Genomic DNA, 23,060 nt, shown 5'->3' with positions numbered 1-23,060 from the left:
GCCCGATCACGATCCAAATACGGCATCTGCCGTATGTTTTCGGCCTGACCCCCAGCCTACTCCTCCCACGGCTTGATCACATGGGAGGAGCCGTCATGCCGTCGCTGGATCTTTGGATTCCGTTCGCCCTCGCAACGCTCGCCTTCGCCTGCATGCCAGGGCCGGCGATTCTCTACATGACCGCGCAAACGCTGGCCCATGGCCGTCAGGCGGGATTGATGGCGGCACTGGGTGTTCATCTCGGCTGTTACGTGCACATCCTGGCCGCGGCGGTCGGGCTCGCCGCACTGATGGAACACGCGCCGGTCGCTTTCTCGATGATCCGATTGGCGGGCGCCATATATCTTATTTCGTTGGGCCTTGCCATGTTCCTGGGCTGGAACCGGATGGGCGAGGACGGTGCCAGGCCGGCGCCGAACACATTTCGCGACAGCATGGTCGTCGAGATCCTCAATCCCAAGACGGCACTGTTCTTCCTGACCTTCCTGCCGCAGTTCGTGGACCCGTCAGCCGCCATTGCCGTAGGGTTGCAATTCCTCATCCTCGGCATCGTCGTCAATCTCATCTTCTCGATGGCCGACCTGGCGGCGGTCGGCATCGCCTCGCTCGCCGTTGGCCGGTTCACTGGCGGCGGCGCCGGATGGGTGATCCCCAAGACATGCGGTTCGATCCTCATCGGACTTGGCGTGGCGCTCGTCAGCCATCATATCTGAACCTGCAAATGAAAAGCCGCGGCTGGGGCCATCACCCGAATTCAACACACTCTGGGCCGCGCGCTTACGCGCCGCCGCCTTCCTTCTCAGCCTCCTGCTTCAGCGTCGCAATGAAGCGCTTGGTCCGTTGCTGCTCCGGATTGTTGAACAGCACCGCGGCCGGTCCCTTCTCGACGACGAGACCGGCATCGAGGAACACCACTTCCTGGGCGATCTTGGAGGCGAGGCGCAGATCATGCGTCGCCATCACCATGGTCGTGCCTTCGCTGGCGAGCTTGCCGAGCACGTCGACCACCTCTTGCGCCAGCTCCGGGTCGAGCGCCGAAGTCGGCTCGTCGCAGAGCAGCACTTTCGGTGACGGCGCCAACGCGCGGGCGATCGCCACGCGCTGCTGCTGGCCGCCCGACAAGGTCGCTGGCCAAGCGTCGGCCTTGTGCGCCATCCCCACCTTCTCCAGCAAAGCCAGCGCCCGCTCGCGTGCCCTCTCAGGCGGCCATCTCAGCACCGTCACCAGCCCTTCCATGACATTCTCGATCGCGGTGCGATGCGGAAACAGTTGAAAATTCTGAAACACCATGCCGGTCTGCAGCCGCAGGCGCTGGATATCCCTGGCCGGAACCCTGCCGCCGAGGTGGAATTCGAGCGTCTCGTCGCCGATCCGCACCGTGCCCGAGGTCGGGATTTCCAGGAGGTTGATGCAGCGCAGCAGGGTGCTCTTCCCCCCGCCCGAAGGTCCGACCAGCGCCGTGACGCTGCCTTCGGCAATGGTGACCGTCACGCCCTTCAACACGAGATTGTCGCCGAAGCGCTTTTCGATGTTGCTGAGGCCTATCATGAGCGTGCCTCCAGGAAGCCGCCATAGCGGTTGAGCCGGATCTCCAGCCGCGTCTGCAAGGCCGACAGCACCGAACTCAGCGCCAGATAAAGGATCGCCGCCTCGACATAGAGGATCAGCGGCTCATAGGTGGTGGCGACGATGCGCTGCGCCGCCTGGAACATCTCCGGCACGGTGATGGCGGCGGCCAGCGACGTGTCCTTGACCAGCGAGATAAAGGTGTTGGAGAGCGGCGGCACCGCGACCCGGCCGGCTTGCGGCAGAATGGTGCGCCGCATCGCCTGGCCCCAGGTCATGCCGATCGAATAGGCGGCTTCCCACTGGCCTTTCGGCACCGAGCCTATGGCCGCGCGGATGATTTCCGACGTGTAGGCGCCGATGTTCAAGGTAAAGCCGATCAGCGCCGCCGTGAAGGCGTCGAGCAGGATCCCGACCGACGGCAGGCCGTAGAAGATGAGGAACAGCTGCACCAGGAGCGGCGTACCGCGGAAGATCCAGACATAGAAGCGCACCAGCGCGACCAGCGGCTTGGGGCCGAACAGCCGGGCGAGTGCAGCACCCAGGCCGACCGTCAAGCCGAGAGCAAAGGACAATAGCGTCAGCGGCACGGTGAAGATCAGCGCCGCCCACAGGAGCGAAGGCAGCGACTCCAGCATCAGTTGCAGCCAGTGCGGCACGTAAGACCCTCCAGATTGGTCGAAGCAGCTTGGTCAAAGCAAGAATGCGTCGGCCATATCACGACAAAAGCGGCGGGCCGTCAAAGACGGCTCGCCGCTCGATAGTCTCATGGGCGGCGGACCGGCCCGCCTCCCGGATTACTTCGAAACGTCCTGGCCGAAATAGGTGTCGGAGATCTTCTTGTAGGTGCCGTCGGCCTTGATATCGGCCAGCGCCTTGTTGATAGCGGCGACCAGCTCCGGGTCGCCCTTGCGCACGATGACGCCGGAATAGTCGGCGTTTTCCTCTTGCGCGGCGATCCTCACATTGGCGTCGGGCTTGTGCTTCTTGAAGTCGAGGAACGACAGACTGTCATTGATCGTGGCGTCGGCGCGGCCGGTCAGAAGCAGCTGGATCGACTGGTCGAAGCCATCGGTGCCGACCAGTTCGGCGCCGTTCGTTTCGGCCAGCTTGCCGAAATTCGAGGTCAGCGACTGCGCCGACTTCTTGCCCTTGAGATCGGCGAAGCTCTTGATGTCGGTGTTGTCGCCGCGCACGATCAGCACCGCCTTGGAGGCGATGTAGGGATCGGAGAAGTCGTACTTTGCCTTGCGGGCGTCGGTGATGCCGACCTGATTGATAACGGCATCGTAGCGATTGGCGTCGAGGCCGGCGATCAGTCCATCCCACTTGCCTTCGAGGAACTCGGCCTTGACGCCAAGCTTGTCGGCGATCGCCTTGGCGATTTCGACGTCGAAGCCGACCAGTGCACCGGACGTGTCATGGTAGGTGAACGGCGCATAGGTGCCTTCCGTGCCGACCTTGATGACACCGGCGTGCTTGATCTGGTCGAGATTGGCGCCGGCATGGCCTGCAGTGACAGCCAGGGCCTGCAGCGTTCCGGCGATAATGAGCGACTTGAGCCATTTCATTTTTCTGTGATCCCGTCCTTGGCCGGCTGGCCGGCATATTTGTGAGCGCTGGAAACTGACAGATGCAAGCCGAAAAAATAAGGAACAGAATTTCAAAAACAACCGATTTATGAAACCCAGTTCTCCAACTGGAACTTTCTGCTCGTCATCGCAGCCATCACGAACCGTCCTGGGAATCCTTCAGGCAACACAATCCCGCCGCCACGGTCGCGGAACCTTTCCCGCGCATGGCAGTTCTGGCTGTTGTAGGGCACGACGCCGCCATTTCAACCCGGGCGCCAGCCAAGTTTGCAAAGTCATCCGCACCACCCAGGGAGCGCCTCATGATGGAAGACACGGCAGGACGGATCATGGTCCGCGCGGCAATGAAGGCTCCCTACCTCGAGCGTGACGAAGAGCATCGGCTTGCATTGCTCTGGAAAGAGGACAACGACCAGAACGCGCTGCACAGCATCACCGTCGCCCATATGCGGCTGGTCATTTCCATGGCCTCCAAATTCCGCCATTACGGCCTGCCGCTCGGCGACCTGGTTCAGGAGGGTCATGTCGGACTGCTCGAGGCCGCCGCCCGCTTCGAGCCGGAGCGCGAGGTGCGGTTCTCGACCTATGCGACATGGTGGATTCGCGCCTCGATGCAGGACTATATCCTGCGCAACTGGTCTATCGTGCGTGGTGGCACCAGCTCGGCCCAGAAGGCGCTGTTCTTCAATTTGCGACGCCTGCGCGCGCGGTTGGCGAATGGCACGGAGCCGCTCTCCAACGCCACGCTCTATCGCGAGGTGTCGGAGGCGCTTGGCGTCTCCGAAGCCGATGTGGCGATGATGGATTCGCGGCTCTCGGCGCCCGATTCCTCGCTCAACATGCCTATTGCCGACGATGCGGGTTCGACCGAGCGCATGGATTTCCTGATTTCGGACGATCCGCTGCCCGACGAGATCGTCGGCGACAAGATCGATGTCGCGCGCCGCTCGCTCTGGCTGAGGGAGGCGCTTCGCGCGCTCAATGCACGGGAACTGAGGATCATCGAGGAACGGCGGCTGAACGACGAGGGCGCGACACTCGAAGCGCTCGGCGAAACGCTCGGCATCTCCAAGGAACGCGTCCGCCAGATCGAGGCCCGCGCCATGGAAAAGCTCAAGGTCGCATTGGTGAAGCAGAATCCGGAGTTCATCGCGACTGCCGCCTGAACGGCGGCAGGCGTCCAGCGGCGCCTACTTGTCGGTGACGATCTTGACCTTGTCGCCGGCCGAAACCGCGGCACCGGGCGACAGCGCATTGAGGACGCGGAACAGGTCGAGCTTGCGGTCGACGCCGACCATCTGCGCCGAAAGCGAACCCATCGTCTGCCCAGGCTGGACGGTGACGACGCGGATGTGCAGCGGCTTCAGCGCCGTCTTTTCGGCAGCGCTCAAAATCCGGAACGAGCCGCTGACCGAGCGGGCGATCGTGTCCAGCGACGTGCTGGCGGAAGGGGCCGCGGTCAGCAGCCGGTAGACCTGGCCGCCGGCGCGGATCACCGCAATGTCGAACTGCCAGCCTTCGGCGCCGGCATGCGCGGTCGCCGCCTCATTGCCGTTGATGGTTTCCTGCTTGACGCTGCTGTCGACGAGACCAGCCACCCAGCCGCTGCGGATATAGTCCGTCAGCGCCCGGTTCTTGTCGATGGAAACGCCATCGAAACGGATCGCTATGTCGCCGGGGCCGGTGGCCGTCACCGCTGCCGCCGAATTGTCGATGATGAAGCCGTCCGGCACCGTGAACGACACGCCAAGGCCCGGGTGCAGGAAGGTTTCGCCGCGCACATAGCCTTCCTCGGGTGTGTCGCCATAGAGCAGGCCGTCTATGCCGGCGAGGAAGGAATCGCGGTCTCGCGTGCCGACGCCCGGCGCGCCGAACTGGCGGGCATGGCGCTGCGCCAGATCGATGCGCTGCGGCGTGTTGGGGTGCGTGGCCAGGAAATCCAGGCTGGCATCGGTGGCGCCGCTGATCGAGCGGAAATCGGTATAGGCCGACATCGATTGAAGGAAGCGGCCTGCGGCGAAAGGATCGTAGCCGGCCTCGCCGATCGATTTGATGCCGATGGCGTCGGCTTCCAGCTCCTGGTTGCGCGAAAATTGCGCCAGCCTCAGCTTGCCACGGATCAACGCCGCCTTGGCTGTCGGGCTGTCGCCGAGCACGTCCGAAACCACCTTGGTGGCCAGGCCTTCCTCGGCCTCCAGTTGCTGGCGCTGCAGGCCGTGATTGGCGGTGACGTGGCCCATCTCATGCGCGATGACGGCGGCAAGCTCGGCCGAATCATTGGCCAGCGCCAGGAGGCCGCGGGTGATGTAGAGATAGCCGCCCGGCAGCGCGAATGCGTTGACGTTGGGCGAATTTAAAATGGTGATGCGATAGGTCTGTGTCGGGTTGGCGGACACCACCGTCAAACTACCGACCACCTTGGCGACCATGCGTTCGAGCTTGGGGTCGGAATATTCACCGCCATAAGTCGCCAGGATGCGCGGGTGCTGCGCCTTGGCCAATTCGGCGAGCTTGTTGTTGGCGCCGACATTGTCCACCGTGATCGGCTTGTCGGAAGGCTGGAAGCCGGATTCCTGAACTTCCGGCGGCGTGAACATCTGGCAGCTTGCCAACGCCACGGCAAAACCGGCCAGCGCGAGAAAACGCGCCAGCGGTTTCATTCCCAATGTGTTAGCGCCGATCGCCAGAACGGCTTCCTTTCGGGTCCCGGCGCATGACCACGAAAATCGGGGGCGATCTTCGGAACGTGTCATGCGCCATCTCAAACTGCTGCAGCATCCGTGCCCGTCCCTTAGGGCGGGCGGCGGATACTGCAGGCAAATCACGGCCTGTGCCGGACCGGTAGGGCGACCTAGCCACACTCCCCCGGTCATGGCAAGCAAACGCCACATCGCCTGGAGCCGGTTTGACCGTAAATTATGTCCGCTTCCGGGCAACATCGCGTGATGTGGAATATCCAGCACCCGCGCCGATATAGCGCCGGAACGCCTCCGGACCAGCCCCGGTAAAGAAATCATCAGCCTTGCCGGTTGCGGCCACCAACCCATTGTCGACAAACACCATGTGCTCGCCGATGCGGCGTGCATCCTCGGGCTGGTGGGTGACAAATAGCACCGTCATGGCGCGTTCGGCATGAACGGCAGCAACCAGATCCAGCATCTCGTCGCGCAAAGCGGGTCCGAGCGAAGCGAAGGGCTCGTCGAGCAGCAACACCGGTCGGTCGCGCACCAGCACGCGGGCCAGTGCGACGCGCTGGCGTTCGCCCCCGGAGAGCTCGCGCGGCAGGCGTTTCTCCTTGCCCGCGAGACCGGTGCGCGCAAGCGCCTCGGCGACCGCGACGCGGTCCGCCTCGGTCAGTCCCAGGGAGGGCGAGCGGCCGAGCCCGACATTCTGCTCGACGGAAAGATGCGCGAAGAGATTGTTCTCCTGGAACACCATCGACACCGGCCGCGCCGAGGCCGGCTCGGCGCTGACATCGGCCCCGCCGATCAGCACGCGGCCCGATTGTGGGGTCTCGAAGCCGGCGACCAGATTGAGCAGCGTCGACTTGCCCGAACCGCTCGGACCCATGATGGCGGTGATCTTCGCCGTGGCGAACTCGACGTCGAAGACAAGTGGCGCATCGCCATAGCTGCCATAACTGAACGACACATTGTCTAGCCGCACCGGCGCGCCCTTTTCGAGCCTGTTGGCCGCCCTCTCACGCATCGCGGACCTTCTCCCTTCCCAGCCAGTGCGCCGCCACGATCAACGCGAGACAGACGAAGCCGAGCAGCAGTGCCAGGCCGGCGGCATCCTCGGTGCGGTAGCTGCCCATCCGTGCCAGAAGAAGGTAGGGCAATGTCTGCACGGAATCACTGCCGAACAGGGCAATGACACCGAGATCGCCGAGCGACAGCGCCATGGCGAAAGCGAAGGCCGTGGCGAGCGGTCGCCGCAGCGACGGCCAGTCGACCAGCATCAGCCGGTTCCAGCCCGCAATGCCGAGCTGTGCGCAGAGCCGTTCGTGACGCTCGCTCGCCGCATCATAGGCGGGACGCACGGCGCGTAGGGCGAACGGCATCGCCATCACCGCATTGACGGTGACGACCATGACCGGGGCGATGGCGAAGGCATCGCCGACATGGCGCAGCAACAGGAACCAGCCAGCGCCGACGACGATCGGCGGCACGACAAGGACAAAACCGGCGCCTGTATCGGTGGCGCGTTCGAGCAGTGTCTTTGCGCCGGCACGGCGGTTCAGCGCCAGTGCCCGCCGCGCCATGGTCAGCACCAGCGACAGCATCACCGAAAGCAGCGCCGACAGGAAGGCGAGCGCTGCGCTGGTCAGCGTTGCCTGCCGGACGGTGGCCTCGCTGGCCAAACGGCCGAGGTCCGCACCCAACCCGGCCACCACGGTTGCCGCCATCGGCCCAACGACGAACAGCAGCGCCAGGATGATGACTAGCGCGTTCAACCAGGTCTCGCTCCGATTGACCGAGAGATAGCGGCGTTGCGCGACCGGCAAATTGGTGTCGCCGACCACATTGGCGCCTAGGCGCGTCAGGGCCAGCACAACGATAAAGGTCAAGGCGATCTGCAACAGCGTCAGTGTAACGGCCCGCGCGGGATCGAAATCGAAGCGCAGCGCCTGGTAGATGCCGACCTCAAGCGTCGTCGCGGCCGGCCCGCCGCCGAGCGTCAGCACGATGGTGAAGGATGTGATGCAGAGCATGAACACCAGCCCGGCGACGCCGGGCAGTGCGGCGCGCAGCGTTGGCCATTCGATCAGCCGGAACGCCGGCCGCGCCGCCATGCCGAGCTGGCTCGCCAACCGCCATTGGTCGGCCGGTATGGTCTGCAGCGCCTCGAGGAACAGCCGCGTCGCCAGCGGCAGGTTGAAGAAGACATGGGCGACGAGGATGCCGGACAGGCCATAGATGCCCGGCCAGCTTCCCCCGCCGATCACGGCAAGCACGCCGGCGAAATAGCCGGCACGGCCATAAAGCGCCAGGATGCCGAGTGCTGCGACAATAGCCGGCAGCGCCAACGGCACGGCGAAGATCTGCAGGATGAAGGCGCGAGCGAAGAAACGTGGGTGCCGCGACAGAGCGCGCGCCACGAACAGCGCCGGGATGACCGAAAGCAGCGTCGAGAGCGCCGCTTGCCAGAGCGTGAAGCGAATGACGCGAAGCAGATAGGGATCGAAGGTTGCCCAGGCGCCCGAGAAATCATGGGCGCCCTCGAAAAGCAGGCCAGCAAACGCGCCGCCGATCAGCAGCGCGATTGCAGCGAGCGCGAGGGTGCCAGCGGTGATGCGGGGGTCAGACGCGCGTTGCACGCTGGACCACCATTCTTTCCATCGCGGCAAATACAAAGGATTGCGTTCCTTGGCGCCCCCCTCTGTCCTGCCGGACATCTCCCCCTCCAGGGAGGAGATCGGCCGTCACCCATGCTTCCGCTAGTCTCCAACGTTGCCGGACTATAACCAGCAACGACGCTGCCAATCTCCCCCCTTGAGGGGGAGATTGCCGGCAGGCCAGAGGGGGGTGGAGTGGCGCGAACATCAAAAGAACTCGCAAGCCTACTTGCTCATCACCGCCAGCCATTCATCGACCCAAGCCTTGCGGTTGGCAGCGACCTCTTGCGGGCTGAACAGCAAGGTCTTGGTCGGCTTGACCAGTTTGTCGAAGGCCGGATTGAGCGGCTTGTCGGTCTTGCCGGCCGGGAACATCCAGTTGGTCTCGGGGATGGCATCCTGGAATTTCGGCCCGGTCATGAAGGCGATGAACTTGGCCGCCAGCGGGTTCTTGGCCCCCGCCGTGGTGATACCCGCGACTTCTATCTGCAAATACTCGCCCTCCTCGAACGACGCTGCCTGATAGCGCTCTGTCTTCTCGGCGACCATGTGGTAGGCCGGCGACGTCGTGTAGGACAGCACCATCGGCGCCTCGCCCTTGGTGAACAGCCCATAGGCCTCGCTCCAGCCCGGCGTCACGGTCAGCACTTTCGCCTTGAGCTTGGCCCAGGCCTCGGGCGCCTTGTCGCCATAGACTGACTTGACCCACAGAAGCAGACCGAGGCCCGGCGTGGAGGTGCGCGGATCCTGGATGACGATCTTGTCATCGGCACTGCCCTCGACCAGCTCTTTCAGGCTTTTCGGCGGGATCTTCAGCTTCTCGGTGTCGTAGACGACGGCGAAATATCCGTAGTCAAAGGGGACAAAAGTATCGTCGCTCCAGCCACCCGGCACGTTGACATCAGTTACGCCGCCATGCGGCGCGAACAAGCCTGACGCCTTGGCATCGGCGGTGAGATTGGTGTCGAGGCCAAGCACGATATCGGCCTTGGTCGATGCGCCTTCCAATCTGACGCGGTTGAGCAGCGCGACGCCGTCGGCGACCGAGACGAACTCGACATCGCAGCCGCATTCGGCCTCGAACTCCTTCTTCACCACGGGACCCGGACCCCAGTCGGCGGTGAAGCTATCATAGGTGTAGACGGTGAGCTTGTCCTTGGCCAAGGCCGGTCCGGACAAGGCCACGACCGTTGCTGAAACAAGAGCGTATAAAAACGTGCGCATCGGCGCCTCCTTCGTTCGAATTGAAAGGAATTGAGGCGTCGGACTGTCCGAAACGTCTAATCCCTCCGCCGGTACAAACCGGATCAGGTTCAGCGGGTTGGCGAGACTGCCTCTCAGCCGGTCCGCGAAGATCGCGTCCGGCACCCCGTTAGAGCGTTTCGACACATAGGCCGGGCCGATCCCCCATGCAAGTGGGAGTTTGCCGCCTTCCGTTTCCCGTGCCGGGCTGGTAAGGGCCACACGATATGAGCACATTCACCATCCTGCTTGGCGGCGATCTCATCCGCACGCCACGGCTCGACCGCCAGGCCGAAGGCTCCCGCGTCATCGCCGCCGACGCCGGCATCGGGCATGCGCGGCTGCTGGGTCTCGTGCCCGAACTGTGGGTGGGCGATTTCGATTCCGTGCCAGCCGAGCTGCCTGACGATCTCGCTTCCGTGCCGCGCCGGACCTTCCCGGCGGAAAAGGACCAGACCGATGGCGAACTGGCCATTGCCGCCGCACTCGAGCGCGGCGCGACCCGCCTGGTGCTCGCAGGTGCTTTCGGCGGCAAGCGCGCCGACCACGCTTTCCTGCATCTGGCGCTTGCCCTGCGGCTGGCCGAGGCCGGGACTGATGTGCTCCTGACCAGCGGCGCCCAGGAAGGCATCCCGCTGCTGCGCGGAACGGCCGGCTTCGACTATGCCGATGGCACGCTGTTTTCGGTGCTCGGCTTTTCCGAGCTCGCCGGCCTGACCGTCACCGGCGCCAAATGGCCGCTGAACCACGTCAAGGTGGCGTTCGGTTCGTCGCTGACCATCTCCAACGAGGTCAAGTCCGACAAGACCGGGGGCCGCCTCGAAATCGCGCTCGGCCATGGCCGCGCGATGCTGCTCGCTCATCCCTATCCCTTACCTGAAAGCTGACATGGCCCCGCCTCTTCTCAACCTCGACGGGATAAAACTGACCTTCGGCGGCACGCCGCTGCTCGACGGCGCCGCCTTGACGGCTTCGGCCGGCGACAAGATTGCACTGGTCGGCCGCAACGGGTCGGGCAAGTCGACCCTGCTGAAGATCGCCGCTGGCCTGATCGAGCCGCAGGACGGCGAGGTGTTCCGCCAGCCTTCGGCAACTATCCGCTATTTGCCGCAGATGCCGGACATGGAGGGCTTTGCCACCGTCCGCGCCTATGTCGAGGCCGGGCTTGGCCCCGCCGACGATCCCTACCGAGCCAGCTATCTGATGGAGCATCTCGGACTGTCGGGTGAGGAACGTCCGAATGATCTGTCGGGCGGCGAGGCGAGGCGTGCTGCCCTTGCCCGCGTGATGGCGCCGGAGCCAGACATCCTGCTGCTCGATGAGCCGACCAACCATCTCGACCTCTCGGTCATCGAATGGCTGGAAGAAGAACTCATCCGCACCTCCTCGGCACTGATCGTCATCTCGCACGACCGCCGCTTTCTCGAACGTGTGTCGCGCGCCACCATCTGGCTCGATCGCGGCCAGACCCGCAGGCTGGACCAGGGCTTTGGCCATTTCGAGGAATGGCGCGACCTGGTCCTGGAGGAAGAAGAGCGCGAGCAGCATAAACTCGGCCGCCAGATCGTTCGCGAAGAGCATTGGCTGCGCTACGGCGTGACGGCGCGGCGCAAGCGAAACATGCGCCGGCTCGGCGAGTTGCAGACCATGCGCCAGCGTTTTCGCGGCCATCGCGGTGCCGAAGGGTCGGCGACCATGGTGGCGAGCGACGCCGCCGAGTCCGGCAAGCTGGTGATCGAGGCGAAGAACATCGAGAAGAGCTTTGGCGATCTCACCGTGGTCAAGGGGTTTTCGACCCGCATCCAGCGCGGCGATCGCGTCGGCCTGGTCGGGCCGAACGGCGCCGGCAAGACGACGCTCTTGAAGATGCTGACCGGCGAGATGAAGCCGGACGCCGGTTCGGTGCGGCTCGGCACCAATCTGGAGATCGCCACGCTCGACCAGAAGCGCGAGGCGGTCGACCCGCAGGAGACGCTGGCGCAATATCTCACCGACGGGCGCGGCGAGAACCTCGTCATCAATGGCGAGCAGCGCCACGTCGTCTCCTACATGAAGGATTTCCTGTTCAAGCCGGAGCAGGCACGCACGCCGGTGCGCGAGTTGTCCGGCGGAGAACGGGCACGGCTCTTGCTGGCGCGGGTGCTGGCGCGGCCGGCAAACCTTCTGGTGCTCGACGAGCCGACCAACGATCTCGATATGGAGACGCTGGAACTGCTGCAGGAACTGGTCGCCGGCTTTGCCGGCACCGTCATCCTGGTCAGCCACGATCGCGATTTCCTCGACCGCACCGTGACCAGCCTGATCGCGCCGGATGGTGAAGGCCGCTGGATCGAATATGCCGGCGGCTACTCCGACATGCTGGCGCAGCGCGGCGGCACCAGGCTGGACGACCGCAAGGCGCGTGCGAAGGCCGAAAACGGCGAAGCGCCAGTGACGACCAGAAGTGAAGCGGCCGCGCCAAAGGGGCCGGCGAAGAAACTGTCGTTCAAACAGAAATTCGCGCTGGAATCGCTGCCCAAGAAAATCGAGGCTGTGACGGCTTCGATCTCAAGGCTGGAGAACAACATCGCCGATCCGGCCTATTACGAGCGCGACCCGGCCTCCTTCCAGAAAACCATCGCCGCCCTCGACAAGGAGCGCGCCACGCTGGCGGCGCTGGAGGAAGAGTGGCTGGAACTGGAGATGCTGCGCGAGGAGATGGAAGGGTAAGGGATTGTGTGTGAACTTTTATGCGCCTACATTATGCGCATAAAAGAGAGCGATTTCCATGCTTCAATCGACGTCAAAACCTCAACGGCAATCCGTCAACACGTCCATCGATTCCCAGTTGATCAGCGACGCGAAAGCGTTGGGCATCAACATTTCCCGTGCCGCCGAGGCGGGGATCGCGAAAGCGATTGCGGCGGAAAAGACGCGTCGATGGCAAGAGGAAAACAAAGAAGCCATTGAAAGCTCCAATGAATATGTCAGGCGCAACGGACTGCCATTAGCCAAATACCGGCTGTTTTGATGGCACGTTACGATCTTTATCGGAATGCTGAAGGCGGCGGCTATTTTCTCGATGTTCAGTCCGACCTTCTTGAAGGACTGAGCACAAGAGTCGTCATTCCGTTGATGCCGCCCAACATAGCACCGGTTCCGGGCCGCCGACTAAATCCGACCTTCGCTATCGATGGCAAAGATCATGTAATGGTCACGCAGTTCATGTCAGCCTTGATGGCCTCTGAATTGCCGGATGCCGAGGGAAATCTCTCCCGGCACCACGACGACATCGTCGCCGCGCTCGATATGTTGTTCCAGGGCTTCTGAGTCAACGAGGCTTCGGGCCGGCTTCCTTCTCAGCCCGCCGTCTTCGCCTGCCAGGCCTTGATTGCCTCGTCGAACACCTTCTCGCCGGGAATGCCCTTTTCCATGGTCAGCAGTGCCCGCCGTCCGGTCTTGTAGACGACCGGTACGTCGATCCAGTCCTGGCCGCGAAGCAGGGTCATGTTGGCGTCTTCGTCGGCCTTGGTATCGTTGAGCGCGACGAGGAAGAAGCCGTCGGCGATCTTGGCCGGAATGCCGATCAACGGGCTGCCGGCATCCTGCTCCGAACCCTTCATGGCGACGCGCAGGATGTTGTCGACACCGCCGCCCTCGAAACCGTCGGGCGTCAGGAAGATCATCTCGATGATATGGCTGGCCGGCAGTGTCTGGTCGGTGTTGCGGCGGATGGTCATGCGCAACTGGATGTCCTTGCCGGGAATGGTGGCCTCGGCGCGGATCGCCGGCTCCGGCGGCAGGTCGCCACCGGGCGATTCCTGCACCAGCGACCAGACGATGTTGCCGGGCTCGGCGGAACCCTGGGCGGTGCTGGTGCGCTCCTCATAGAAGATCGCCTTCTGGCCGACAGGCAGAGCGGCTTCCGCAGGCGCAGCTGCCGTGGCGGGCGGCGCGGCGCCGGCCGGTGCGGTCGGCGTGCCGGCAGCATCGGCTGGCGCTGCCGGGGCAGCTCCGTTGGCAGGCGGTATTGCGGGGGCGGCACCTGTAGCGGGGGGCGCTGCCGCGGCAGGTGTGCCTGCGGCCGGAGCGGAAATCGCCGGTGGGTTCGTCGCCGAGGGCGGCGTGGTCAGCGCGGCGACCGATTCGCCTTCGCCGATGCCGCTTTGGCCACCGGCCGGACCCGGGTCGACTTCACTGCCCTGCGGCGTCAGCCGCTGCGTGAATTTCGTGCTTTCGGCTTCCGTGCCGCCAGCCGCGGGCGCCGGAGGCGTTGCCGCGGCATCGGTTGCCGGCTTGGCAGGCGCTGGTTTCACCGGCTCGGTCTTGGCGACCTGATTGCCGCCAAGCCCAAGCATTTTGCCGAAGGCATCCTTGTTCAGCCAGATTCCGTAGCCACCGCCGGCTACGACCAGAAGAGCGACGACGGCCGCGATCAGCCCACCATAGCTGCGCTTGCGCTCGGCGGGACGCAGGCGCTGGAAGGTGTCCGACACCGGCTCTTCGTCGCTGGAAAAGACATCTGCCTCGTCCTCCTCCTCGTCGGCATCCATACCTGGAAGAGGCGTGTCGGCGCGAGCCAGCTGGGAAGGCGCCGGCGTCGCCCTTTGCCAGCTCGGCTCGACCTTGGCGGCAGGTGGTGGCGCGGGCTGATAAGATTCAGGCTTTGCAGCGGGCGGTGCCGGCCCGGCCGATTCGGCCTTGGCCGGCTGCCGTGTATGGCTCGGCTGATTCTTGTTGCGATCGATCGACGAAAAGATGTGTTCCAGCTCCGCCAGCGGATCGGTCTCCGGCAGGCTCTTGGCATAGTCCCGCTCGACACTCGCGATCGCGTCTTCCAGCGAACGCATCTGCGTGGCTATGGCTTCGGCGGCCGGCGGCGGCGAATATTCCTCAAGCTTCTTCGCCAGCATGGTGCGAACGCTGGCATAGATGCGCGTACGCTTTTCCGGCGTCTCGTCGCCATGCTTGCCGAGCGCCTTTGTCAGAATAGCAACGTAATCTGCCATGCTTCAGTCGACCTGTATTTTGTTTCCGCGCCGGCCCCCGCAAATCGGCCGCGATGCCCGGAAAGGCTTCAGAAACTAGTCTTGAAACGGATCGGTCACAAGTATCGTGTCGTCCCGTTCCGGGCTGGTGGAAAGGAGTGCGACCGGGGCGCCGATCAGCTCTTCGATGTAGCGGACGTATTTGACGGCCTGGGCCGGCAGATCGTTCCAGCTGCGCGCGCCGGCAGTGGTGCCTTTCCAGCCCTCGAGCGTCTCGTAGACCGGTTCGACACGTGCCTGCGCACCCTGGCTTGCCGGCAGATAATCGATCATCTCGCCGTCGAGACGATAACCTGTGCAGACCTTGATCTCGTCCAGCCCGTCAAGCACGTCGAGCTTGGTCAGCGCGATGCCCTTGATGCCGTTGACAGCGACGGCCTGGCGTACCAGCACCGCGTCGAACCAGCCGCAGCGGCGCTTGCGGCCGGTGACGACGCCGAATTCATGGCCGCGCGTGCCGAGGAATTCGCCGACCTCGTTCTTCTGCTCGGTCGGGAACGGACCCTCGCCGACGCGTGTCGTATAGGCTTTGGTGATGCCGAGCACATAGCCGATGGCGCCTGGGCCGACGCCGGAGCCGGCGGCAGCCTGTCCGGCAACCGTGTTCGACGAGGTCACGAATGGATAGGTGCCGTGGTCTATGTCAAGCAGCGTGCCCTGCGCGCCCTCGAACAGGATACGCTCGCCAGCCCGGCGCTTGTCGTCGAGGATTTTCCAGACCCGGTCCATATAGGGCAGGATGTCGTCGGCGACCGAGGTCAGTTCCTGCATGATCGCGTCATGCGTGACTTCCGCATGGCCAAGCCCCCGACGCAGCGCATTATGGTGCGTCAGCAGCCTGTCAACCTTCACGGGCAGTGTTTCCAAATCCGCCAAGTCCATCACCCTGACCGCGCGCCGGCCCACCTTGTCCTCGTAGGCGGGGCCGATGCCACGACGGGTCGTGCCAATCTTCGTCCCGGAATTGGATGCGGCGTCCTCACGGAATCCGTCCAGCTCCCGATGCAGGGACAGGATAAGCGCTGTGTTTTCGGCTATTTTCAGGCGATCCGGTGCGACTTCGACACCTTGCGCCTTGAGCTTAGCCACCTCGGCGACGAAAGCATGCGGGTCGAACACGACGCCATTGCCGATGATGGACAGCTTGCCCTGGCGCACGACGCCCGACGGAAGCAACGACAGCTTGTAGACCTTGCCGTCGACGACCAGCGTATGGCCGGCATTGTGGCCGCCCTGGAAACGCACCACGACATCGGCCCGCTCCGACAGCCAGTCGACGATCTTGCCCTTGCCTTCGTCACCCCACTGCGAGCCGACGACCACCACATTGGCCATGTTTCTTTTCCCTTGAGACGCCGCCAAGCGGCTTGAATATGGTTCGAAACGACAGGCCTCTATAACGTCAAGACCTCGCGAGCGCGACCTTTCTTTGCCGTCGAAAATGCCCTGAGGCACAACAATTTTCGGCTTTGACATCATTTACTTGGGCGAGCGAGGGCAATAGGCCGGCAAACACCGCAGCTCCGGCGACTGGAATCCCGCGATGCATCGAAGCGCCTACATATTCCTGCTGCTCACCACCTTGCTCTGGGGCGGAAATTCGGTGGCCGGCAAGCTGGCGGTCGATCACGTCTCGCCGATGACGCTGGTCTTCCTGCGCTGGGTTCTGGCCGTGGCGATCATGCTGCCCATCGGCTGGAAGACCATCCAGAAGGACTGGCCGGTCGTCCGCAAGCACTGGTTCGTGCTGGTCGCCCTCGGCGCCAGCGGCTTCACCCTGTTCAACACCATCTTCTACACGGCGCTCAACTACACGACAGCGATCAATGTCTCGATCGAACAGGCGGCGATGCCGATCCTGATCATGACTGCCAATTTCGTCTTCTTCCGCCTGCGCGTGAACTGGGCTCAGATTGTCGGCGTCGTGCTGACCATCGCCGGCGTGATCCTCACCGCCTGCCATGGCGACCCGCGCCGGTTGTTGACGCTGGAACTCAATTTCGGCGACGCCATCATGCTGGTCGCCGTCTTTCTCTACAGCGGCTATTCGGTCGGACTGCGGTTGAAACCGGTGATGCATTGGCAAAGCCTGATGCTGGCCCTGTCGGTTGCGGCACTCGTCACTTCGCTGCCGTTCTTCCTGTGGGAGGTCGTCGCCGGCAAGGTCATCATGCCCGACGCGCGCGGCTGGACCGTCATCGTCTATACGGCGATCGGCGCCTCCGTCGTTTCGCAGATCTTCTACATCAGAGGCAACGAACTGATCGGCGCCAACCGCGCCGGCCTGTTCATCAATCTGGTGCCGATCTTCGGCACGCTGCTTTCGGTGCTGATCGTCGGCGAGACGTTCCACCTCTATCAGGCATTGGCTTTGGTGCTCGTGCTGGGCGGCATCGGGCTTGCCGAATACAGCGGGCGCAAGATGGCGTTGGCGGACCACCGCGGATGACATGTGGCGGCTGACGCTCTCCCCGTTGCAGTGATTCACGCGAACAGCATGGATTTAGCCATTGGCCCGGAAACAGCGGCATAAACCCTGCCGCGTCCCCACTTGGAACATTTCACCTCCAGCGGAGTTTGAACGGCAGGGAGGCGACATGATGAGCCACAACCCTCGCAGCACGGCAAGCATCGCTGGTCACCCTATCCATCCCATGCTGATTCCGTTTCCGATTGCTTTTTTCGTCGGCACCTTCGTTTGCGATCTTATCTTCTGGCGAACAGCCGATCCCGGATGGGTCACCGGATCGCTCTGGCTTCTCGGCGCCGGCCTGATCATGGCTGCCCTGGCTGCGCTTGCTGGCCTGACGGATGTTCTCGGCGATGTTCAGATCCGCAATCTCACGACGGCATGGCTCCATGCCGGCGGCAATGTACTCGTTGTGTTGATCGAGCTTTACAACTGGTACTTGCGGTATGCCGGCGGAGCGGCGGCCGTGATGCCAACCGGCTTCGTCCTATCGCTGATCGTGGTTCTCATCCTGCTGTTTACGGGCTGGAAGGGCTGGGAACTGGTCTACCGACATCGCGTGGGTGTCTCCGATGGCTCGGACGAGTTGACCTGAACCGGCCGCCGCGGCGGCCGGCATCAACGAGGGCGACCCCTGTCCTCGATCACATCGCGTTGACGTCGAACTGCAGCCGCTTGGCCGAGTCGATCGACTTATGCGCCTTGACCTTTTCCAGCACGGCTTCCGGGAACGGCGCGTCGAGATAGAGCAGCGCTATGGCATCGCCGCCCGGCCGGTTGCGGCCGAGCTGGAAGTTGGCGATGTTGACGCCATTCTCGCCGCAGACAGTGCCGAGCAGCCCGATAATGCCCGGCGCGTCGGCATTGGTGGTGTAGAGCATGTGCTGGCCGACCTCGGCATCGAGATTGATGCCCTTGATCTGGATGAAGCGTGGCTTGCCATCCGAGAAGCATGTGCCGGCGATCGAGCGCGTCATGTGCTCGGTCTTCACCGTCAGCTTGATATAGCCGTCGAAGACGCCCGACTTGTCGCGCTTGACCTCGGCGACGATGATACCCCGCTCCTTCACCATGATCGGCGCCGACACCATGTTGACGTCGGAGACCTGAGGCCGGATCAGTCCGGCGAGTGCGGCGCTGATCAGCGCGCGCGTGTTCATCGTCGCGGTGGAGCCGTCGAACAGGATCTCCACCTCCTTGATCGGATCCTCGGTGACCTGGCCGACGAAGGCGCCGAGCACCTCGGCAAGCTTGACGAACGGCTTCAGCCGCGGCGCCTCCTCGGCGGTGATCGACGGCATGTTGATGGCGTTGGAGACGGCGCCCTTGATCAGATAGTCGGCCATCTGTTCGGCAACCTGCAACGCGACATTCTCCTGGGCCTCCGTCGTCGAGGCGCCGAGATGCGGCGTCGCCACCACATTCTCCATGCCGAACAGTTCGTTGTTCTCGGCGGGTTCGACCTCGAAGACGTCGACGCCGGCGCCGGCCACCTTGCCGCTCTTCAGCGCCGCGATCAGGTCGGCCTCGACGATCAGACCGCCGCGTGCGCAATTGATGATGCGCACGCCCTTCTTCATCTTGGCGATCGCCGCGGCATCGATGATGTTGCGCGTCTTGTCGGTCAGCGGCGTGTGCAGGGTGATGAAATCGGCGCGGGCGAACAGTTCGTCGAGTTCGACCTTGTCGACGCCAAGCTCCTCGGCACGGCTGTCCGACAGGAACGGATCGAAGGCGATGACGTGCATCTTGAGGCCAACGCCGCGTGTCGCGACGATCGAACCGATGTTGCCGCAGCCGATGACGCCCAGCGTCTTGCCGGTGATCTCAACGCCCATGAAGCGGTTCTTTTCCCATTTGCCGGCATGGGTCGAGGCGTTGGCTTCAGGGATCTGGCGCGCCAGCGCAAAGATCATCGCCACCGCATGTTCGGCTGTGGTGATCGAGTTGCCGAAGGGCGTGTTCATCACGATGATGCCCTTGCGGCTTGCCGCCGGGATATCGACATTGTCGACGCCGATGCCGGCGCGGCCGATGACTTTGAGATTGGTAGCGGCGTTGATCAGCTTTTCGGTGACCTTGGTCGCCGAGCGGATGGCGAGGCCATCATACTGGCCGATCACTTCGGCGAGCTTTTCCTTGTCCTTGCCGAGATCGGGCAGATAGTCGACCTCGACGCCACGATCCTTGAATATCTGCACGGCGGTGGGGGAGAGTTTGTCTGAGACGAGAACGCGGGGCGCCATGGCGACCTCCTTGAAATGGATTTGATCCTGATGGGAATGGGCGGCCCGGAGGCCGCCGCGAATGATCTCAGGCCGCCGCTTTGAGCGACGCCTTCTGTGCGGCGAAGGCCCAGTCGAGCCAGGGCAGCAGCGCTTCCAGATCCGACGTCTCGACCGTCGCGCCGCACCAGATGCGCAGGCCGGGCGGTGCGTCGCGATAGGCACCGATATCGTAGGCGACGCCTTCCTTGTCGAGCACCGACACCAGCCCCTTGGCGAAAGCCGCCTGCCCGTCGGCGTCGAGCTCGGACACGTCCGGATCGGTGAAGGACAGGCAGACGGACGTGTTCGACCGTGTCGCCGGCTGGACGGCGAGATGACCGAGCCAGGAGGATTTGCCGACAAAGCGATCGAGGACGGCCGCATTGGCATCCGCCCTGGCGATCAGCGCGTCGAGGCCGCCGGTCGACTTCGCCCAGTTGAGCGCATCGAGGTAATCCTCGACGCACAGCATCGAGGGGGTGTTGATGGTCTCGCCCTTGAAGATGCCTTCGATCAGCTTGCCGCCCGAAGTCAGGCGGAAGATTTTCGGCAGCGGCCATGAAGGCTTGTAGGTCTCCAGCCGCTCGACGGCACGAGGCGACAGGATCAGCATGCCGTGAGCGCCCTCGCCGCCCAGCACCTTCTGCCAGGAGAACGTGACGACATCGAGCTTTTCGAAGTCGAGCCTCTGCGCGAATGCGGCGGAAGTCGCATCGCAGACGGTCAGGCCCTTGCGGTCCGCGGGAATGAAATCGCCGTTCGGCACGCGCACGCCCGACGTGGTGCCGTTCCAGGTGAAGACCACATCGCGGTCGAAATCGATCCTGGTAAGATCAGGCAGTTCGCCGTAGCCGGCTTCGATCTTGCGCACATCGGCGAGCTTCAATTGCTTGATCACGTCGGTGACCCAGCCGGAGCCAAAGCTCTCCCAGGCGACCATGTCGACGCCGCGCTCGCCGAGCAGCGACCACAGCGCCATCTCGACCGCACCGGTGTCCGACGCCGGCACAATGCCGATGCGATAACCCGCCGGGACCTGGAGAATCTCCCGCGTCAGCTCGATCGCCTGTTCGAGCTTGGTCTTGCCGATCTTGGCGCGGTGGGAACGGCCGAGCGCGGCATTGTTCAGCGCCTCGACCGACCAGCCGGGACGTTTTGCACAGGGACCTGAGGAAAAATTGGGGTTTGCCGGACGGAGTCCGGGCTTCGTATGCGTCGTCATCGTGGTCTATCCTTCCAGATAGTGGCCCCTCGTTGGGGAGGGGTGGCCCACGGACGGCGATATGCGTTCAGGCTTCGGGCGTCAAGAGGAAAGTTTTTGTCGCTGCCGGGATACCGGCGATCCCTGATCGGGATGTCGTGACTTCAAACGCAAACGGCGGACCCCGAAGATCCGCCGTCCTGAACCTCGTGCTCGCCGCGCCTACCAGAGATCGTAGCGCAGCCCGAGCTTGACCTGATGGTTGCTGATACCTTTTTTGACCGGATAGGAGGTCAGGCTCTCAGCCGTCACATATTCAGCGTCCGGGGCGGAGAAATACTGATAGCCCAGGTCGACGGAAACGTTCTTCGATACCTGATAGGCGAGGCCCGCATTCAGCGTGTAGGCCAGCGAGTACTGGGTCTTGCTGTCACTTACGGCGAAATCGTCCGTGTCGTCGCCATTGTCGGTGAAATAGCTTGCCGACAGGCTGCGCTTGCTGCGGACGACCCCGATACCGGCGCCGAGATAGGGTGTGATGCCGACATAGGTGCCAAGATCGACATAGCCGTTGAGTATGCCCGACAAGGCGTAGTTCTTCAGGGATGCCGACGCCACGGTCGGCTCTGCCGCAGTCGCTGAATCGTCATAGCCGACGCCGATCTCGTTGCCAGGCAGATAGCCGAGATTGAGGTCGGCGCGCAGATAGTCGTTGAAATGGTAGCCGAAGCCGATGCTGGCAAAGATCGGATCTTCTTTGTCGCTGAAGCTTGCAGGTGGCGAAGGTGTGAAGGCGAAATCCTCATTTTTGAAGCTCTTCTGCGCCAGATAGGAGACGTCGCCGCGCAGGTACCAGCCGGAACCGACCTCGACCGGGACATAGTCGGGCGCCTGGTCGACATAGATCGGCGGGTCATAATCGGCCGCGTGCACCGGCGTCAGCGGCAGGAGGGCTAGTGCACCGAGCGCCAGCGCCATACGCGATGTAAGTTTCATGGTCCCCGACTCCCGAATTTGGCGCAGCCCGCAATCGCAGCGGCAGCCATCGTTTCAAGGAGCATTGTTAACCATAGTGGTTAAGTGCCGGTTAAGGCTAACAGAGCGTTAGCGGATTCATTTCCGCTGTTGATTCTAGGCGGCCAAACGAAAAACCGCCCGGCTTGAGGCCGGACGGTTTTCGAAGAATTCAAGTGATGAAGAATTCAAGTGATGTAGATGGCGTTACTTGGTGTAGATCGGCTCGGGTTCGGGCTGGTAGGCGACGACCGGCGCGGCGCAACCGTTGCTGCCGCCGAACTGATAGCGCAGGCCACCGCGCACTTCGTGGGTATTGAAGCCGTGATCGAAGCCCGGCCCCGCGCTGCTCGTATCAAATTCGAACATGCGGCCGCCCTGGATATGGGAGAAGCGGTAGCCGGCGTCGAGGATGACCTTGTCGGTCAGGCAGTACGAGGCGCCGGCCATGACCGCGTAAGCGAAGCGCCAGTTGGATGATCCGGGATTGGTCTCAGTGGTGTTCGGGTCATAGACGGTATCCCACTTGACCCGGGCACCGCCGATACCGGCGCCGACATAGGGCGTGATGCCGTGCCAGGTGCCGATATCGACATAGGCATTGGCGAGCAGCAGCAGGGCGCTCATCTTCGACACTTCGGTCGAGGTCGTGGTGGCATCCGAGGTGCCGCCGTTGAAGTTCGATTTGAACCAGTAGTCGGCGGTCAGATCGGTCCGGAAGTGGTCGTTGATCTTGTAGCCGATGCCGGCGCCGAGCGAGAAGCCGCCCTTGAGCTTGCCGTAGTCGAAGGACTTGCTGCCGGCGACTCCGACAGGAGGTCCGCAAGGGCAAGGCTCGGCTCCGTAAGTGATGTAGTCAATGTCACCTACCTTCGACTTATGATAGCCGATATCGCCACGGATATACCAGCCGCCGACCTCGACCGGCTGTTCGTAGACGGCCTGAGGCGGAGCCTCTTCAACCATCGGTTCCGGCAGGTCGGCTGCGAACAACGGTCCTGCCAGGCCCGCGAACAGTAAGGCGAGCAGGGCCTTTCGTGCTGTCTTGAACATGCTTGTCACCCCTGAGAAGCTCGGAACGGCGAACCCGCCCGAAATGCGATTGGCTTTCAGTCGTGGATAATGAATTGCAAAGGTTAAAAGGCGTTTAACCCTGTTGCTTAACCACGAATCTCGAAACTCTAGGGATTGGCGCGAGATTTACGGACACCGAAAAAAGTGGCGGCTGACAAGAAAAAGCCCGCCGAGGGGCGTAATGCAGTTCACTTAAGTTGGGCTGGATGAGGATCTGGTAAGACCTATCGAACAGGATGGAGATTCGTTTCCATCCTGTTCGTGTTTTG

General features: G+C 63.1%; 21 protein-coding genes and 1 riboswitch. Of the genes, 8 read left to right on the top strand and 13 right to left on the bottom strand.

The annotated features are described in order from the left end of the window. The first annotated feature begins 95 nt into the window (after window positions 1-95). Window positions 96-713, top strand: coding sequence for a LysE family translocator (locus NKJ11_RS30205; RefSeq protein ID WP_352611411.1), 618 nt, complete (start codon window positions 96-98; stop codon window positions 711-713). 64 nt (window positions 714-777) lie between these two features. On the opposite strand, the gene NKJ11_RS30200 is transcribed toward NKJ11_RS30205, so the two are convergent. The 3 genes from NKJ11_RS30200 to NKJ11_RS30190 all read right to left on the bottom strand — a co-directional run bounded on the left by NKJ11_RS30200 (window position 778) and on the right by NKJ11_RS30190 (window position 3,137). Next, window positions 778-1,548 (bottom strand): amino acid ABC transporter ATP-binding protein, encoded by a 771-nt coding sequence (locus tag NKJ11_RS30200; RefSeq protein WP_352611410.1) that lies wholly within the window; start codon window positions 1,546-1,548, stop codon window positions 778-780. After that, window positions 1,545-2,225 (bottom strand): amino acid ABC transporter permease, encoded by a 681-nt coding sequence (locus tag NKJ11_RS30195; protein ID WP_031213968.1) that lies wholly within the window; start codon window positions 2,223-2,225, stop codon window positions 1,545-1,547. Before NKJ11_RS30195 ends, NKJ11_RS30200 begins: the two co-directional genes overlap by 4 nt. 138 nt (window positions 2,226-2,363) lie before the next feature. Then, the gene (locus NKJ11_RS30190; protein ID WP_128305517.1) at window positions 2,364-3,137 is read right to left on the bottom strand and encodes an amino acid ABC transporter substrate-binding protein; all 774 of its coding nucleotides are present in this window, start codon (window positions 3,135-3,137) and stop codon (window positions 2,364-2,366) included. Between the two features lie 323 nt (window positions 3,138-3,460). Between NKJ11_RS30190 and NKJ11_RS30185 the strand changes: the two genes are divergently transcribed. Continuing rightward, window positions 3,461-4,324, top strand: a complete 864-nt coding sequence (locus NKJ11_RS30185) for an RNA polymerase factor sigma-32 (protein ID WP_127297424.1) — start codon at window positions 3,461-3,463, stop codon at window positions 4,322-4,324. Between the two features lie 24 nt (window positions 4,325-4,348). Here NKJ11_RS30185 and NKJ11_RS30180 read toward each other — a convergent pair whose 3' ends face one another. From NKJ11_RS30180 to thiB, 4 genes are all read right to left on the bottom strand, one after another. Beyond that, window positions 4,349-5,818, bottom strand: coding sequence for a M48 family metalloprotease (locus NKJ11_RS30180; RefSeq protein ID WP_127297425.1), 1,470 nt, complete (start codon window positions 5,816-5,818; stop codon window positions 4,349-4,351). A gap of 256 nt (window positions 5,819-6,074) precedes the next feature. Continuing rightward, a complete protein-coding gene (gene thiQ, locus NKJ11_RS30175; protein WP_023814299.1) occupies window positions 6,075-6,866 on the bottom strand; it encodes a thiamine ABC transporter ATP-binding protein in 792 nt (263 codons plus the stop codon). Next, window positions 6,859-8,478 carry a thiamine/thiamine pyrophosphate ABC transporter permease gene (gene thiP / locus NKJ11_RS30170; RefSeq protein ID WP_352629203.1) on the bottom strand — a complete coding sequence of 540 codons (1,620 nt, stop codon included), beginning with the start codon at window positions 8,476-8,478 and terminating at the stop codon, window positions 6,859-6,861. Before thiP ends, thiQ begins: the two co-directional genes overlap by 8 nt. A gap of 243 nt (window positions 8,479-8,721) precedes the next feature. After that, window positions 8,722-9,720 (bottom strand): thiamine ABC transporter substrate binding subunit, encoded by a 999-nt coding sequence (gene thiB / locus NKJ11_RS30165; protein WP_352611407.1) that lies wholly within the window; start codon window positions 9,718-9,720, stop codon window positions 8,722-8,724. A gap of 43 nt (window positions 9,721-9,763) precedes the next feature. Continuing rightward, window positions 9,764-9,878, bottom strand: a riboswitch (TPP riboswitch). 87 nt (window positions 9,879-9,965) lie between these two features. On the opposite strand from thiB, the gene NKJ11_RS30160 reads away from it, so the two are divergent. The 4 genes from NKJ11_RS30160 to NKJ11_RS30145 are packed head-to-tail and all read left to right on the top strand — an operon-like array spanning window position 9,966 to window position 13,047. Continuing rightward, complete coding sequence (locus tag NKJ11_RS30160) at window positions 9,966-10,625, top strand: thiamine diphosphokinase (RefSeq protein WP_352440955.1); 660 nt, start codon at window positions 9,966-9,968, stop codon at window positions 10,623-10,625. 1 nt (window position 10,626) lies between these two features. Continuing rightward, window positions 10,627-12,447 carry an ABC-F family ATP-binding cassette domain-containing protein gene (locus NKJ11_RS30155; protein WP_352794903.1) on the top strand — a complete coding sequence of 607 codons (1,821 nt, stop codon included), beginning with the start codon at window positions 10,627-10,629 and terminating at the stop codon, window positions 12,445-12,447. Window positions 12,448-12,505: 58 nt separating this feature from the next. Further along, window positions 12,506-12,748, top strand: a complete 243-nt coding sequence (locus tag NKJ11_RS30150) for a type II toxin-antitoxin system CcdA family antitoxin (RefSeq protein WP_128305512.1) — start codon at window positions 12,506-12,508, stop codon at window positions 12,746-12,748. Continuing rightward, a complete protein-coding gene (locus NKJ11_RS30145) occupies window positions 12,748-13,047 on the top strand; it encodes a CcdB family protein (protein WP_127297430.1) in 300 nt (99 codons plus the stop codon). The genes NKJ11_RS30150 and NKJ11_RS30145 overlap by 1 nt, the downstream gene beginning before the upstream one ends. A gap of 29 nt (window positions 13,048-13,076) precedes the next feature. On the opposite strand, the gene NKJ11_RS30140 is transcribed toward NKJ11_RS30145, so the two are convergent. Further along, the gene (locus tag NKJ11_RS30140; protein ID WP_352794902.1) at window positions 13,077-14,726 is read right to left on the bottom strand and encodes a hypothetical protein; all 1,650 of its coding nucleotides are present in this window, start codon (window positions 14,724-14,726) and stop codon (window positions 13,077-13,079) included. 75 nt (window positions 14,727-14,801) lie between these two features. Continuing rightward, entirely contained in the window at window positions 14,802-16,100 is a 1,299-nt protein-coding gene (locus tag NKJ11_RS30135) for an adenylosuccinate synthase (RefSeq protein WP_127267133.1), read from the bottom strand. Window positions 16,101-16,308: 208 nt separating this feature from the next. Here NKJ11_RS30135 and NKJ11_RS30130 point away from each other — a divergent pair, with 208 nt between their 5' ends. Both NKJ11_RS30130 and NKJ11_RS30125 read left to right on the top strand, forming a co-directional pair. Beyond that, on the top strand, window positions 16,309-17,214 hold the full coding sequence (locus NKJ11_RS30130) for a DMT family transporter (RefSeq protein WP_023811869.1): 906 nt from the start codon (window positions 16,309-16,311) through the stop codon (window positions 17,212-17,214). A gap of 151 nt (window positions 17,215-17,365) precedes the next feature. Then, entirely contained in the window at window positions 17,366-17,830 is a 465-nt protein-coding gene (locus NKJ11_RS30125; RefSeq protein WP_352554306.1) for a DUF2231 domain-containing protein, read from the top strand. 49 nt (window positions 17,831-17,879) lie between these two features. Here the strand turns inward: NKJ11_RS30125 and serA are convergent, their stop codons facing one another. From serA to NKJ11_RS30105, 4 genes are all read right to left on the bottom strand, one after another. Then, window positions 17,880-19,481 carry a phosphoglycerate dehydrogenase gene (gene serA, locus NKJ11_RS30120; RefSeq protein WP_023811867.1) on the bottom strand — a complete coding sequence of 534 codons (1,602 nt, stop codon included), beginning with the start codon at window positions 19,479-19,481 and terminating at the stop codon, window positions 17,880-17,882. 67 nt (window positions 19,482-19,548) lie between these two features. Further along, entirely contained in the window at window positions 19,549-20,724 is a 1,176-nt protein-coding gene (locus tag NKJ11_RS30115; protein ID WP_023811866.1) for a phosphoserine transaminase, read from the bottom strand. A gap of 201 nt (window positions 20,725-20,925) precedes the next feature. Further along, window positions 20,926-21,699 carry an outer membrane protein gene (locus NKJ11_RS30110; protein ID WP_023811865.1) on the bottom strand — a complete coding sequence of 258 codons (774 nt, stop codon included), beginning with the start codon at window positions 21,697-21,699 and terminating at the stop codon, window positions 20,926-20,928. Between the two features lie 225 nt (window positions 21,700-21,924). After that, window positions 21,925-22,770, bottom strand: coding sequence for an outer membrane protein (locus NKJ11_RS30105; protein WP_128305508.1), 846 nt, complete (start codon window positions 22,768-22,770; stop codon window positions 21,925-21,927). Window positions 22,771-23,060 lie beyond the last annotated feature (290 nt).

It is taken from the genome of Mesorhizobium sp. M0243 (genome assembly GCF_040321775.1).
Lineage (GTDB): Bacteria > Pseudomonadota > Alphaproteobacteria > Rhizobiales > Rhizobiaceae > Mesorhizobium.
The sequence above is the reverse complement of the archived record's forward strand: the minus strand, read 5'-3'. Positions and strand labels throughout refer to the sequence as shown.

Excerpts from the sequence above, each read along its gene's own strand:
- NKJ11_RS30205 (WP_352611411.1), top strand. The coding sequence starts at position 96 with ATGCCGTCGCTGGATCTTTGGATTCCGTTCGCCCTCGCAACGCTCGCC.
- NKJ11_RS30200 (WP_352611410.1), bottom strand. The coding sequence starts at position 1,548 with ATGATAGGCCTCAGCAACATCGAAAAGCGCTTCGGCGACAATCTCGTG.
- NKJ11_RS30190 (WP_128305517.1), bottom strand. The coding sequence starts at position 3,137 with ATGAAATGGCTCAAGTCGCTCATTATCGCCGGAACGCTGCAGGCCCTG.
- NKJ11_RS30185 (WP_127297424.1), top strand. The coding sequence starts at position 3,461 with ATGATGGAAGACACGGCAGGACGGATCATGGTCCGCGCGGCAATGAAG.
- NKJ11_RS30180 (WP_127297425.1), bottom strand. The coding sequence starts at position 5,818 with ATGAAACCGCTGGCGCGTTTTCTCGCGCTGGCCGGTTTTGCCGTGGCG.
- thiQ (WP_023814299.1), bottom strand. The coding sequence starts at position 6,866 with ATGCGTGAGAGGGCGGCCAACAGGCTCGAAAAGGGCGCGCCGGTGCGG.
- thiB (WP_352611407.1), bottom strand. The coding sequence starts at position 9,720 with ATGCGCACGTTTTTATACGCTCTTGTTTCAGCAACGGTCGTGGCCTTG.
- NKJ11_RS30160 (WP_352440955.1), top strand. The coding sequence starts at position 9,966 with ATGAGCACATTCACCATCCTGCTTGGCGGCGATCTCATCCGCACGCCA.
- NKJ11_RS30155 (WP_352794903.1), top strand. The coding sequence starts at position 10,627 with ATGGCCCCGCCTCTTCTCAACCTCGACGGGATAAAACTGACCTTCGGC.
- NKJ11_RS30150 (WP_128305512.1), top strand. The coding sequence starts at position 12,506 with ATGCTTCAATCGACGTCAAAACCTCAACGGCAATCCGTCAACACGTCC.
- NKJ11_RS30145 (WP_127297430.1), top strand. The coding sequence starts at position 12,748 with ATGGCACGTTACGATCTTTATCGGAATGCTGAAGGCGGCGGCTATTTT.
- NKJ11_RS30140 (WP_352794902.1), bottom strand. The coding sequence starts at position 14,726 with ATGGCAGATTACGTTGCTATTCTGACAAAGGCGCTCGGCAAGCATGGC.
- NKJ11_RS30135 (WP_127267133.1), bottom strand. The coding sequence starts at position 16,100 with ATGGCCAATGTGGTGGTCGTCGGCTCGCAGTGGGGTGACGAAGGCAAG.
- NKJ11_RS30130 (WP_023811869.1), top strand. The coding sequence starts at position 16,309 with ATGCATCGAAGCGCCTACATATTCCTGCTGCTCACCACCTTGCTCTGG.
- NKJ11_RS30125 (WP_352554306.1), top strand. The coding sequence starts at position 17,366 with ATGAGCCACAACCCTCGCAGCACGGCAAGCATCGCTGGTCACCCTATC.
- serA (WP_023811867.1), bottom strand. The coding sequence starts at position 19,481 with ATGGCGCCCCGCGTTCTCGTCTCAGACAAACTCTCCCCCACCGCCGTG.
- NKJ11_RS30115 (WP_023811866.1), bottom strand. The coding sequence starts at position 20,724 with ATGACGACGCATACGAAGCCCGGACTCCGTCCGGCAAACCCCAATTTT.
- NKJ11_RS30110 (WP_023811865.1), bottom strand. The coding sequence starts at position 21,699 with ATGAAACTTACATCGCGTATGGCGCTGGCGCTCGGTGCACTAGCCCTC.
- NKJ11_RS30105 (WP_128305508.1), bottom strand. The coding sequence starts at position 22,770 with ATGTTCAAGACAGCACGAAAGGCCCTGCTCGCCTTACTGTTCGCGGGC.